The sequence below is a fragment of the Nocardia sp. JCM 34519.1 genome (assembly GCF_020361265.1).
Lineage (GTDB): Bacteria > Actinomycetota > Actinomycetes > Mycobacteriales > Mycobacteriaceae > Nocardia > Nocardia arthritidis_A.
Genome location: NZ_JAIRBR010000023.1, coordinates 78,710 through 90,964, shown reverse-complemented (window position 1 = coordinate 90,964; position 12,255 = coordinate 78,710). Strand labels below are relative to the sequence as shown.

12 protein-coding genes are annotated in these 12,255 nt (G+C 68.9%); 7 read left to right on the top strand and 5 right to left on the bottom strand.

The features are described 5' to 3' along the window. Nucleotides 1-111: 111 nt before the first annotated feature. Nucleotides 112-336 (bottom strand): hypothetical protein, encoded by a 225-nt coding sequence (locus tag LGY53_RS36675; RefSeq protein WP_225731295.1) that lies wholly within the window; start codon nucleotides 334-336, stop codon nucleotides 112-114. A gap of 69 nt (nucleotides 337-405) precedes the next feature. On the opposite strand from LGY53_RS36675, the gene LGY53_RS36670 reads away from it, so the two are divergent. Next, entirely contained in the window at nucleotides 406-2,010 is a 1,605-nt protein-coding gene (locus LGY53_RS36670) for a DNA polymerase Y family protein (RefSeq protein WP_225731294.1), read from the top strand. 6 nt (nucleotides 2,011-2,016) lie between these two features. Here the strand turns inward: LGY53_RS36670 and LGY53_RS36665 are convergent, their stop codons facing one another. After that, the gene (locus LGY53_RS36665) at nucleotides 2,017-2,715 is read right to left on the bottom strand and encodes a class I SAM-dependent methyltransferase (RefSeq protein ID WP_225731293.1); all 699 of its coding nucleotides are present in this window, start codon (nucleotides 2,713-2,715) and stop codon (nucleotides 2,017-2,019) included. Nucleotides 2,716-2,801: 86 nt separating this feature from the next. Between LGY53_RS36665 and LGY53_RS36660 the strand changes: the two genes are divergently transcribed. Both LGY53_RS36660 and LGY53_RS36655 read left to right on the top strand, forming a co-directional pair. Further along, nucleotides 2,802-3,593: an alpha/beta fold hydrolase gene (locus tag LGY53_RS36660; RefSeq protein WP_225731292.1), complete on the top strand. Its 792-nt coding sequence runs from the start codon at nucleotides 2,802-2,804 to the stop codon at nucleotides 3,591-3,593. 14 nt (nucleotides 3,594-3,607) lie between these two features. Further along, nucleotides 3,608-4,516, top strand: coding sequence for a sucrase ferredoxin (locus tag LGY53_RS36655; protein WP_225731291.1), 909 nt, complete (start codon nucleotides 3,608-3,610; stop codon nucleotides 4,514-4,516). Nucleotides 4,517-4,689: 173 nt separating this feature from the next. On the opposite strand, the gene LGY53_RS36650 is transcribed toward LGY53_RS36655, so the two are convergent. Beyond that, complete coding sequence (locus LGY53_RS36650; RefSeq protein ID WP_225731290.1) at nucleotides 4,690-5,676, bottom strand: SDR family NAD(P)-dependent oxidoreductase; 987 nt, start codon at nucleotides 5,674-5,676, stop codon at nucleotides 4,690-4,692. Nucleotides 5,677-5,835: 159 nt separating this feature from the next. Here LGY53_RS36650 and LGY53_RS36645 point away from each other — a divergent pair, with 159 nt between their 5' ends. The 4 genes from LGY53_RS36645 to LGY53_RS36630 all read left to right on the top strand — a co-directional run bounded on the left by LGY53_RS36645 (nucleotide 5,836) and on the right by LGY53_RS36630 (nucleotide 10,954). Further along, complete coding sequence (locus tag LGY53_RS36645) at nucleotides 5,836-6,309, top strand: hypothetical protein (protein WP_225731289.1); 474 nt, start codon at nucleotides 5,836-5,838, stop codon at nucleotides 6,307-6,309. Nucleotides 6,310-6,324: 15 nt separating this feature from the next. After that, a complete protein-coding gene (locus LGY53_RS36640; protein WP_225731288.1) occupies nucleotides 6,325-9,708 on the top strand; it encodes an error-prone DNA polymerase in 3,384 nt (1,127 codons plus the stop codon). A 78-nt stretch (nucleotides 9,709-9,786) separates the two neighbouring features. Then, nucleotides 9,787-10,767 carry a DUF4349 domain-containing protein gene (locus LGY53_RS36635; RefSeq protein ID WP_225731287.1) on the top strand — a complete coding sequence of 327 codons (981 nt, stop codon included), beginning with the start codon at nucleotides 9,787-9,789 and terminating at the stop codon, nucleotides 10,765-10,767. Next, nucleotides 10,721-10,954, top strand: coding sequence for a DUF167 domain-containing protein (locus tag LGY53_RS36630; protein WP_225731286.1), 234 nt, complete (start codon nucleotides 10,721-10,723; stop codon nucleotides 10,952-10,954). The genes LGY53_RS36635 and LGY53_RS36630 overlap by 47 nt, the downstream gene beginning before the upstream one ends. Here the strand turns inward: LGY53_RS36630 and LGY53_RS36625 are convergent. Both LGY53_RS36625 and LGY53_RS36620 read right to left on the bottom strand, forming a co-directional pair. Continuing rightward, nucleotides 10,951-11,415 carry a tRNA (cytidine(34)-2'-O)-methyltransferase gene (locus LGY53_RS36625; protein ID WP_225731285.1) on the bottom strand — a complete coding sequence of 155 codons (465 nt, stop codon included), beginning with the start codon at nucleotides 11,413-11,415 and terminating at the stop codon, nucleotides 10,951-10,953. The two genes, LGY53_RS36630 and LGY53_RS36625, sit on opposite strands and share 4 nt — an antisense overlap. A gap of 64 nt (nucleotides 11,416-11,479) precedes the next feature. Beyond that, nucleotides 11,480-12,100, bottom strand: coding sequence for a hypothetical protein (locus LGY53_RS36620; protein ID WP_225731284.1), 621 nt, complete (start codon nucleotides 12,098-12,100; stop codon nucleotides 11,480-11,482). Between the last annotated feature and the right edge of the window lie 155 nt (nucleotides 12,101-12,255).

Below are 12,255 nucleotides of genomic sequence, written 5' to 3'. Positions count from 1 at the left end.
CACCCGTCGCGGCCCGATTGCGTTGTCGCCGTAGCCGATACAACTCCGGTATCGGTTACTTGCCGGGCGTCGAGCCGGGTCGCGGCGGCAGGCCGGGCTTCGATACCGGGCTCAGGCCGGTGAGCGGCGGTCGCGCGGGCGGCGGCGGCCGGGGTTGGCCTCCGCGAGATGTTCCAGGTGGTGGCGGCGGTTGTTCGGTTCGGGTTGCTGTGTCGCGACCGGAGTTGTGCCGTGGCGGTACAGGTTGGCTTCGGCGATGCGGTCCAGGTGATGGCGTTCGCCGCGGCGGGGTTGACCCGCCGAACGGCGCCGCTGGTTGTCGGTGTCGGTGTACACGGCCGTCGATCTTATTGTGCGCGCGCCGGTTTGGCGCAGAAAGTCCGGTTCGATCGGCCGGTGTCGTGCATGCGTATGGCGCGACGGGTTGATTCGGCCCTGGGTCCGGCGCGGGTGCTGGCGCTGTGGTGCCAGGACTGGGCCGCGGTGGCGGCGGCCGCGGTCGCCGAGGTGCCCGCGACGCGGCCGGTGGCGGTGCTCGCCGCGAATCGGGTGATCGAATGTTCGGCGATCGCAAGGGGTGATGGGGTCCGGATCGGGCTGACCCGCCGCGAGGCGCAGTCACGATGTCCGGAACTCTTACTGGTACAGGCGGATCCGGATCGGGACGCGCGATTGTTCGAACCGGTGGTCGCGGCCGTCGACGCGACGGTGCCCGGAGTCGAAGTGCTGCGTCCCGGGCTGCTGATCCTGAACGCGCGCGGTGCGGCACGGTTTTTCGGTTCCGAGGCGGCCGCGGCGGAGCGGCTGGTGGACGCGGTGGCCGCGGTCGGGGTCGAGGCGCAGATCGGCATCGCCGACGTGCTGTCCACTGCGGTGCTCGCAGCCCGGCGGGCGGCGCTGGTCCCGCCCGGCGGTGGCGCCGAATACCTTGCGCCGCTGCCGATCCGGGAGCTGGCGGTGGAGCCGAGCCTGGCCGCGCCGGAGCGAGCCGAGCTGGTGGATCTGTTGGACCGCTTGGGTTTACGCCGCATCGGCGACTTCGCCCGGCTGACCCCGGCCGAGGTGGCGTCGCGCTTCGGCGCCGATGCCGTGCTGGCCCACCGCTGTGCCCGCGCGCTGCCGGAGCGTCCGGTGTCCGCGCGCCCGGTGCCGCCGGATCTGGCCGTCGAATACCCCTGCGATCCGCCCATCGAGCGGGTCGACACGGCCGCCTTCGCCGGACGGCTGCTCGCCACCGAACTGCACGCGCGGCTGTCCGCCGCGTCGGTGGCCTGCACCCGCCTCGCGGTGATCGCGAGAACTGAGGCAGGCGAAGAGCTTTCACGTATCTGGCGATGCGCCGAACCGCTGACCCCGGCGGGCACGGCCGATCGGGTGCGCTGGCAGTTGGATGGTTGGCTCACCCGCCGCACGGGCGCCCGGCCCACCGGACCGATCACCGTGCTGCGGCTGGAGCCGGTCGAGGTGGTGGCCGCCGGGGCGCTCCAGCTCGGCCTGTGGGGCGGTGTCGGCGAGACCGAGGAGCGGTTCCGCCGGGTGTTGGTCCGGGTGCAGGGCCTGCTCGGCGGGGAGGCGGTGCGGCTCGGCGTGCTCAGCGGCGGGCGGGGCCCGGCCGAACGCATCACCATGGTCGCACTCGGTGACGAGCCGGTCCCGGCCGCCGATCCGGCGCTGCCATGGCCGGGACAACTGCCGCAGCCCGCCCCCGCGGTGATCCTGTTGAACCGCCCGCAGGTCCGGTTGGTCGATGCGGCGACCGCCGATGTCCACGTCACCGAGCGGGGACTGTTCAGCGCGGAGCCCGCCCGATTGCACTGGGGCAGCAGACAGTGGCGCCTGGACGGTTGGGCGGGCCCGTGGCCGGTCGACGAGCGTTGGTGGACACCGGAATCCGCCGACGCGTTCATCGCCCGTGCGCAGGTGCGACTCGCGGCCGAACCCGCCGACATGCGCGTCCTGCTGCTCAGCTACCGCGGCGGTTCCTGGTATGTGGAGGGCATTTACGCCTGATGGCCGCTACGGTCGCGACCACACCAACGCCATGCTGAAGGGCTGGCCGAGCAGCTCACCCCACTTGGGCTTGCGCGTCAACCAGCTCTCGTCGATGACATTCTCCGCGATCTCGGTCAGCGTCCAGCCGGAATCCATTGCCGCGGTGAGGTGTTCGCTGATCAGATGCAGGTGGGTGCTGATCGCGACCGGTTCGCCGGAGCGCGCGGTGTAGTGTGTCGGCATCCCGGTCACCATGATGAATTGCGGATGGAAGCAGACCATCACGCATTTTCCGCCCGGCGCGGCGATCCGGAATGCCTCGGCGTAGAAGGGTTTCAGGTCGGGCAGGTGCTCGTCGATCAGCGAAGCGATCACCAGATCGTATGTGCCGCTCGATAATCCGGTGTCACGAACATCGGCCTGAGTGAGTGTTTCGTGTATGCCGCGCTCCTTTGCCAGCGCCAGCATGCCCGCGCTCGCGTCGATGCCGTCGATGTGCGCGACGCCGTGCCCGCGCAACCAGCTCCCGGTGCGCCCCGTCCCGCAGCCGAGGTCGGCGGCCCGCCCGACGCCCGCCCAGTCCGGGGTGCGCAGGCGGTCGAGCAGCGCCAGGTCCATTTCGTCCATGACGGTCTGCTCATAGGTCGGCGCCCACCCGTCGTACCCGGTGGCGACGTCGACGATCGGGTAATTGCGGCGGTCGAAATCGGCGAAAGACGGCATGCGCCGAGTCTTTCGTGAACCCGTCGCCCGATGCCACCCAATAAGCCGCTCGGCAGTGATCCGCGTGACAACTTGCCCGAACCGGCATGACCGGCAAAGTACCCTCGAAGATCGTGGATCTGACAACGGCCAGGGTGGAGCTGGACGGGGTGCATATCGCTTACCGCGATTCCGCCCCGGCGCACCGCCATGCCGCCGACCTGCCGCCGGTGCTGCTGGTGCACGGCATGGGCGGGGACGGATACACCTGGGACCGGTTCGCGCACACCCTCGTCAAGCGGGGGCGGCGGGTGATCGTCCCGGATCTGCGCGGGCACGGCCGCAGCGCGCACACCGATTCCTACCGATTCGAGGAATTCGGCACCGACCTGCGCAAACTCTGCGACCGGCTGGAGCTGTCCACGGTCGATCTGGTCGGGCATTCGCTGGGCGGCTACGCCGTCTCGTGCGTGGCGCAGGAGCGTCCCGAACTGGTGCGCAGGCTGGTCATCGAGGAATGTCCGCTGCCGCTGCGCTCCGGCGTCGAGGAGCTGACGCTGACCCGCCGTTTCCCGACCGTTCCCGAGCTCTGGCACGCCGCGACCAGCGTGCTGCGTCACCCGCGCGCCGTGCTGGCCTTCGACCGGTCGATGACCGGGACCGCGCTGGAGCAGTTCCGCAAACCCAATCCGGAGTGGTGGGATCGCCTGCCCGATATCACCGCACCCACCCTGGTGCTGCGCGGTGGCCCGGGTGGCATGGTCGATCCGGAGAAGTTGGCGGTGCTGTGCGAGGCCGTTCCCGACTGCTCGGTCACCGCCTTCACCTGCGGCCACAGCATCCATCGCGACCGGCACCGGGAATTCGAGGCCGCGGTGCTGCCGTTCCTGGCCGGGTGAGTGGAGAGTTCGGCATGAGTTTCGCGGGGATGCCGTGTTCGGTGGCGGCCGCGGTGGATATCCCGTTGCCCGGCACCGCGACTCAGGTCACCGGCTGGCTGTGCGTCGAGCAGCCGGGCGCCTGGGGGCGCGATGTGATCGGTGACGAGGTGCTCGGCCCCGAGCTGACCGCCGAACTGGCGGTGCGCACCAAGGCGGCGCGGGTGCGGCCGACGCTGATCCGCCGCCCCGGGCGCAACGAATTCACCGGTACCAGAATGGTTTTGCTCGCCAGCACGGGGCCGGAGGGTTCCTGGTGCGAGCGTTTGGAGATCACCGACCTGAAGCAGCTGCTCGATCTGGATCTGCATGCGGTGGCCGGTCCGCCGCCGAATATCGGTGTGCCCGTTACCGATCCGCTGGTGTTGGTGTGCGCGCACGGCAAACGCGACCAGTGCTGCGCGCGCTACGGCCGTCCGATCGCCGCCGCGCTGGCCGCCGATTTCCCGGATCGGGTCTGGGAGTGCTCGCACACCGGCGGGCACCGCTTCGCGCCCGCGGTGGTGCTGCTGCCGTCCGGCCTGACCTACGGGCGCGTCGACGCCGCCGCGGCAATGGAATTGGTGGACGCGGCCGATCGCGGCGCGGTGTCGCTGCGTGGCCTACGCGGGCGCAGCTGCTATCGGCCGCTCGAGCAGCTCGCCGAAGTCGCGGTGCGCGAACGGGTTCCGGCGGGCGTCGCCGACCTCACGGTGCGGTCGGAAATCGATTCTCCCGCAGCGGATCCCGATTTCGCCGGAGCCGCGATCGTGACCCATCGCGATGGCAGGCGCTGGCGGGTCGTCGCGCGAATGGTCGCCTATGCTCCACGACAGGCCAGCTGCGGCGCGGCTCCGAAACCAGCTACCGGCCTGATGGTCGACGAGGTATGCGAGCTACCGTAACTCCCGCTGTGCCAGGGCATTTCGCGGCCGCTCGCCCGAGGGTTCGATCGGACTACTTCGCGGGCGTGGTCGGGGCAGTCCGCATGGGCGCTCATGTCGGGCGGCCGGAATCCGGCGCGGACCTGGTGGCAACTCGCGGGACAGCGGCCTTTGTCGCACCGTCGGGCGGCGGATCACCAATGGGTGCCGGGCACCCAGCGGGCCGCACGGCGTAGCGCGGTGCCCGCGGCCCGTGCGGCGGGCGACTGGGTGCGTGGCTTCGGTTGGTGGACAACGGGTTCCGGCTCGTCTTCGACGACTTCACCCTTCGCTGCGGGTGAATCGGGAAGGGCGCGGTAGTACCGGTGCAGGATGCGGTCGCGCAGCTTGGGTGTGAGCAGCGCGCCGTATTCGGCGACGGTGCCCAGCGGGACATCGATGCGCTTGGGGCGCTCGATGAGCGCGCGCACGATGGTGGCCGCCGCCCATTCGGGGGATTCGGCCGGACCCTGCTTGCCGCTCGGCGTGATCATCGGGGTGCGCACCAGCGGCATGTGGATGGTGGTGAAGGTGACGCCGTCGGCCATCGTCTCCACCGCCGCCACCTCGGTGAACTTGTCCAGCGCCGCCTTGCTGGCCAGATAGGCGGAGAAGCGTGGGGTGGCCACCTGCACGCCGGCGCTGGAAATATTGACGATGTGGCCGAATTTGCGTTCGCGCATCTGCGGCAGCAGCGCGAGCGTAAGCCGCAGTGCGCCGAAGTAGTTCACCGCCATGGTGCGCTCGTAGTCGTGCAGCCGGTCGGTGGAGCGGTGGATGGCGCGCCGGATGGACCGGCCCGCGTTGTTCACCAGCATGTCGACGTGATCATGTTCGGCGAGAACGGTTTTGACGACCTCGTCGACGGAATCGGAGTCGGTGACATCGCATTGGTAGCCGTAGGCGGCGCCGCCCGCGGCCCTGATCTCCTCGACGACGGCGTTCAGCTCGTCGGCCCGGCGCGCGAGCAGGAAGACGATGGCGCCCTTGTCCGCGACGGCGAGTGCGGCCGCCCGGCCGATGCCGGAGGAGGCGCCCGTGATGAGCACGTGCCGTCCGGTCAGGTCGCGATTGCGGCGGATACGTCCCGGTATCGCGAAGCGATTCGATGGGGGGCGGTGGCCGGGTGACGGGTTGGCCATCGGTGCTCCTTTGCGTCGATAACGACCACGAACTTACTCTGAAGTAAGTTTACCCGCCAAGTGCGTTTCGTCACCTCGGGGGTCATCGGGTGTCGCCCCCGGGGAGCTCGCCGCGCCAGCCTCTCGTGTCGCTCGAACATATGTGCGATACTCTGCGCCATGGCGGAGGATCGGATGGCGGACATCTTTGCCGCGGTGCGGCTCGGCGGTGAGGATCCGGAGGCGGCGCGCCGGGCGCTGCAGGCTCTCTGGGACGACCTCGAACGCGGCGGTGATCCCTTGCAGCGCTGCGTGATCGCGCATCATCTCGCCAATCTGCAGGACTCCGCCGAGGTGGCGCTGCGCTGGGATCAGCGGGCGCTCGGCGCGGTATTCGGCCCCGGCGTCCCGCTCGACGAGGGTATGCGCGGCTTCCTGCCCGCGCTCTACCTCAATCTGGCCGACAGCCACCGGCGCGTCGGCGAATTCGACATGGCCAGAATGCAATCGACGATCGCGCGGGGCCATCTCGACGTGCTCGCCGACGACGCCTACGGCGCGCTGATCCGGGCCCGGCTGGACCGGGTCGAGGCCGCGCTCGCCGCAGGCTCCACCGACCGGCTGCCCGCCGATCTGCTCGGCCGCCGCTGCTGAGGATCCGGGGCTGCGATGGGCTGGGGCAACGGGCCGCCGAGTTGGTCGGAGATGGAGCGGGTGCTGTCGGGCCGGCCGGGCCGCGCCGATCCGGGCGACGGCGGCGACAGCCCGGCGTGGTCGCGCAAGCGGGGCGAATACGTCGCCGAACGGCTGGCCCGGCCAGACGGGCCCGTTGTGCCGTACGCCGAACTGCACGCGCATTCGGCCTACAGCTTCCTCGACGGGGCGAGTCAGCCGGAGGAACTGGTCGAGGAGGCGGTGCGGCTCGGATTGACCGCGATCGCGCTCACCGATCACGACGGTTTCTACGGAACGGTGCGCTTCGCCGAGGCGGCCAGGGAGTGGAAGATGCCGACGGTATTCGGTTCGGAGCTTTCGCTCGGCACCGGTGGCGACCCGAAAGAGCTTGGGCGAGTGAGGGGTTCGGCCAAGCAGTCGGGTGAGTGGAATTCCGGGGCCCATGCGACGGCCCCGGATTCCGCGCCGCGCACCGGCGCCCCCGACCCGGCGGGCCCGCATCTGCTGGTGCTCGCGCGCGGCCAGGAGGGCTATCGCAGGCTCTCCCGCGAGATCGCCGCCGCGCATATGGCCGCGGGCGAGAAGGGCATCCTCCGCTATGACATCGACGAGCTCACCGCGGCGGCGGGCGGGCACTGGCACATCCTCACCGGATGCCGGAAAGGTCATGTGCGCCAAGCACTTCAACGCGATCTGGCAGCAGGCCGGACGCGCCTGCCCCGGGCCGAGGCGGCGCTGCGCGACCTGATCGAGCGTTTCGGCGCCGACCGGGTGAGCGTCGAGCTCACCCACCACGGCGTCGCGGAGGACGATGAGCGCAACGCCCACCTCATCGCGCTGGCCGATCGTCTCGGATTGCCCGTACTCGCCACCACCGGAGCGCATTTCGCCGCGCCGAGGCAGCGCCGCAGGGCCATGGCGCTGGCCGCCATCCGGGCCAGGAGCAGCCTGGACGATATCGCGGGCTGGCTGGCGCCCGCCGGTGGTGCGCATCTGCGTTCCGGCGCGGAAATGGCCCGGCTGTTCGCCGCCTGCCCGCGCGCGGTCGCGAACGCGGTCACCCTGGCCGAGGAGTGCGCCTTCGACCTGAAGTTGATCGCGCCGGAGCTGCCGCCGTTCGAGGTGCCCGATGGGCACGACGAAAGATCTTGGCTGCGTGCGCTCACCATGAAGGGCGCGGCCGACCGCTATGGCCCGCCCGAGCGAAATCCCAAGGCATATCGGCAGATCGAGCACGAGCTCGCGGTGATCGAACAACGGAACTTCCCCGGCTATTTCCTGGTGGTGCACGATATCGTCAGCTTCTGCCGGGAGCAGAACATCCTGTGCCAGGGCCGGGGTTCGGCGGCGAATTCGGCGGTCTGCTACGCCATCGGCATCACCAATGTCGATCCGGTCGCCGCCAATCTGCTTTTCGAGCGCTTTCTCTCCCCGGAGCGCGACGGGCCACCGGATATCGATGTCGATATCGAATCCGATCGCCGCGAGGAGGCGATCCAGCACGTCTACGCCAAATATGGACGGGAGCACGCCGCACAGGTGGCCAATGTGATCACCTATCGCGGTAAGTCGGCGGTCCGCGATGCCGCACGGGCGCTGGGGTTTTCACCGGGGCAGCAGGACGCTTGGAGTAAGCAGGTGAGCCGCTGGACCGGCGTCGGCGCCGAATCCGGCACCGACATCCCGGCCGAGGTACTTCAGCTTGCCGCCGAAATCGAAGGACTGCCAAGGCATTTGGGTATCCACTCGGGCGGCATGGTGATCTGCGACCGGCCCATCGCCGATGTCTGCCCGGTCGAGTGGGCCCGCATGCCCGGCCGCAGCGTGCTGCAGTGGGATAAAGATGATTGCGCCGCAATAGATCTGGTGAAATTCGACCTGCTCGGCCTCGGCATGCTCTCCGCGCTGCACTACATGATCGACCTGGTGCGCGAGCACGAAGGGAAGACGGTCGAACTGCACAAGCTCGATCTCCAGGAGGCCGCCGTCTACGAAATGCTCTCCCGCGCCGACTCGGTGGGCGTTTTCCAGGTCGAATCGCGGGCGCAGATGGCGACGCTGCCCCGGCTGAAACCCCGCGAGTTCTACGACCTGGTGGTGGAGGTGGCGCTGATCCGGCCCGGACCCATCCAGGGCGGTTCGGTGCACCCATATATCCGGCGGCGCAACGGGAAAGAGAAATGGGAACACGACCATCCCGCCCTGAAGAATTCACTCGACCGCACCTACGGCGTGCCGCTGTTCCAGGAGCAACTCATGCAGATGGCCGTCGACGTCGCCGGTTTCACCGCCGCCGAGGCCGACCAACTGCGCCGCGCGATGGGCTCCAAACGCTCGCCCGAACGCATGGAACGATTGAAAGACCGGCTCTACCAAGGCATGCGGGAGCGGCACGGCATCACCGGCGAACTCGCCGACCGCATATACGAGAAGCTCTACGCGTTCGCGAATTTCGGTTTCCCGGAAAGTCATTCACAGAGCTTCGCCTCGATCGTGTTCTATTCGGCCTGGTTCAAACTGCATCACCCAGCGGCGTTCTGCGCCGGTCTGTTACGGGCACAGCCGATGGGTTTCTACTCGCCGCAGTCACTGGTCGCCGACGCCCGCAGGCACGGGGTCGCGGTGCACGGACCGGATATCAACGCCAGCCTCGCCGACGCGACATTGGAGCGGCACGGCGCCGAGGTCAGACTCGGGCTGGCCGCGATCCGGCATATCGGGCCTGAGCTCGCCGAAAAGATAGTCGCCGCAAGGGAATCCGGACCATATACCTCCTTCCTCGAGCTCACCGGACGGGTGGAGCTCACCGTCGCGCAGGCCGAGGCGCTGGCAACGGCGGGCGCGCTCGGCAGCCTCGGCATCACCCGCCGCGAGGCCCTCTGGGCCGCCGGGGCCGCGGCGGGGGAGCGCCCGGATCGCCTGCCCGGCACCGGCGCCGCCACCGCGGCGCCCGCACTGCCCGGCATGACCGAACTGGAACTCGCCGCCGCCGACGTGTGGGCCACCGGTGTCTCGCCGGGCAGCTATCCCACCGAATTCCTGCGACCGCAACTGGATGCGCTCGGCGTCGTCCCGGCGGCCGGCCTGCTCGACGTCCCCGACGGTTCCCGGGTGCTGGTCGGCGGGGCGGTCACCCACCGGCAGCGGCCCGCGACCGCCGGCGGGGTCACCTTCCTGAACCTGGAGGACGAGACGGGGATGGTGAACGTCGTCTGCTCGGTCGGCCTGTGGACCCGCTACCGGCGCATCGCCCAGGGCGCGCCCGCCCTGCTGATCCGCGGCCGGGTACAGAACGCCGAGGGCGCGGTCAGCGTCGTCGCCGAATATCTGCAGCGGATGGATCTGCGGGTGGAGTCGAAGTCGCGCGACTTCCGGTGATTTAAGGAATCGTTAGAGACCATCTAGGGATGGGTTAGGTACGGCTTTTCCCGGCTGAGCAGCGCTTACGCTGCGATCATGCGAAGGCTGACGGTTATTTTCGTAGGGATCTCGGTCATGGCCGCGCTTGTCGCCTGCGGTAGCAACACCGCCAGCGACAAGCCGAAGCCTACTGTCTCGGGGACGTTCGCACCGGCCGCACCCGCGCCGGGCATGCTGGATCAGCGCTCAGGGCCGGTCGGCAAGAACGCGCCGGATATCGTCACAGACCGCAAGGAGGTCGTCACCGGCACGGTCGACATCACCGTCGAGCACCCGATCGACGCGGCGCAGCAGATCGCCGATCGGGTGCGGGATGCGGGCGGCCGGGTCGACAGCCGGACCGAACAACCCGGCGCCGACGACAAACCGGCGCAGGCGACGTTGACCGTGCGGGTGCCCGCCGACCAGACCGACAAATTCATCACCGGACTCGACGGCATCGGCAAGGTCACCAAGGTGAGCACCAACCGCGACGACGTCACCATGCGCTGGGAGGATCTCGACGCGCGCATCAAGGCGCTGCAAGCCTCCGTGGACCGGTTGCGCGGGCTCATCGCCGGCGCGACCAACACCGCCGATCTGATCGCCGCCGAGAACGCGCTGTCGGGCAGGCAGGGCGAGCTCGACAGCCTCACCGCGCAGAAGAAGCACCTCGACGACGAGATCGCGCTCTCCACGCTGACCATCGAAATCACAAGTAAGGCAAAGAGTTCCAGCGCCGACAACTTCGGCGACGGGATCGTTTCCGGCTGGCATTCGCTGGTGAACTGGCTGAAGGACGCGGTGGTGTTCACCGGTAAGGCGATTCCGTGGCTCGGCTTCCTCGGCGTGCTCGCGGCATTGGTGCTCGCGATCGTGCGCGGGGTGCGGCGGTGGCGCGGGAAGTCTCGTTCGGAACAATCGGCGGTGGAAAAGCCGGAGGTTGCGAAGCAGGCCGTTCCGGCGGGAACCTCCGAGACAGGAGCAGCCGGTGCCGCCGACGGTAGTGCGGGCAACGATCAAACCGAACAGCCGTAAGGGGCCGCTCGTCGAAACCCTCGACGACGGCACCCTGCAGCTGTACGTGCGGGCGCCCGCCGTCGAGGGCAAGGCGAACAAGGCGGCGATCGAACTGCTCGCCGCGCATTTCGGGGTCGCGAAGAGCGCGGTCCGGTTGGCGGCGGGGGCGAGTTCCCGATTCAAGCGGTTCGAAGTGGAAATTTAGATACCACCGGGGAAGCCGAGCTGACGCCACGCCTCGTAGACGGTGACCGCGGCGGCATTCGACAGGTTCATCGAGCGACGCCCCGGCAACATCGGGATGCGCAGTTGCTCGGTGATATGCGGGTCGTCGAGCACCTGCCGCGGCAGCCCGGTGGGCTCGGTTCCGAACAGCAGCACGTCCCCCGGCCGGTAGGCGATATCGGTATACCGCACCGTGGCCTGCGTCGTGAACGCGAACACCCGCTCCGGCCGCAGCTTTTCCCAAGCGGCAGTGAGACTTTCGTGCACCGTCACCGAGGCCAGGTCGTGATAGTCCAACCCGGCCCTGCGCAGCTTCGACTCCGACAGATCGAACCCCAGCGGCTCGATCAGATGCAACTCACATCCGGTCCCCGCCACCAACCGAATCGCATTCCCGGTATTCGGCGGAATCACCGGCTCGTGAAACATCAAATGGAACACGGATGGTAGTTAACCAGGATGATTGCGCGTACCGCCGACAGCCTCGGTCAACCGACCGGGCGGGTCAGAAGAGGGATTGGGCTTCGGCGGCGAGGGTGAAGCCGTGGCCGCCTATGTCGCAGCGGACGCCGGTGCGCAGGGAGGTGCATGCGGCGCCGCGGACGATGATGGTGGCGTCGTAGGGGAGGACCTTGCCGCCGCCTTTTGTGCCGCCGTCCAGCGGCTGGCCTACGTAGAGGCCCTGATTGAGGCATCTGAATTTGGGTGTGGTGCCGGTGATTTCGGCGGCGACCTCGCGGTCGGGGCGGGTGCCGCAGTCGGCCAGTTCCGGCGGGACCGACGTGGCCTGCGCCAGCTGACAGCCCACCGTCGCCCCGCCCTGAACGTTGAACCCGCACAGGATGTTTCCGCTCGGCGACTGGAAGTAGAAGGCCTGGCCCTGCTGGTAGTCGCGGGCGTCGACGGTCGCGTCGTTCTTGGTCGGCAAGGTGGTCGAAACCTTTTGCGGAGCACTGTTTTCGGTCGTCCGGTTACCGGCGGAGGCCGCGGCGGGTGTGTTCGCGGTACCGGTCGGCTTCCCGCCGTCGGTGGTCCCGCTGTCGGTGCAGCCCACCAGACCACCCACCGCGAGCACCGCCGCGGCCGCAATCAGGATCGTTCGCATATTCGCCTCACCCTCACTCACCGGGCACCTGGCCGTCGCCGAGTACCTCCGCCTGTCGTCCGGCGAATGCGCGATCGGCGCGCACCGCACAGCAAGAAACTGGCAAATCGCACACTAACCGTAGCCCGGCATCGGCGGCAGGCCCCGGATTCCTTCGGCAATGTGTTCATCGGTAG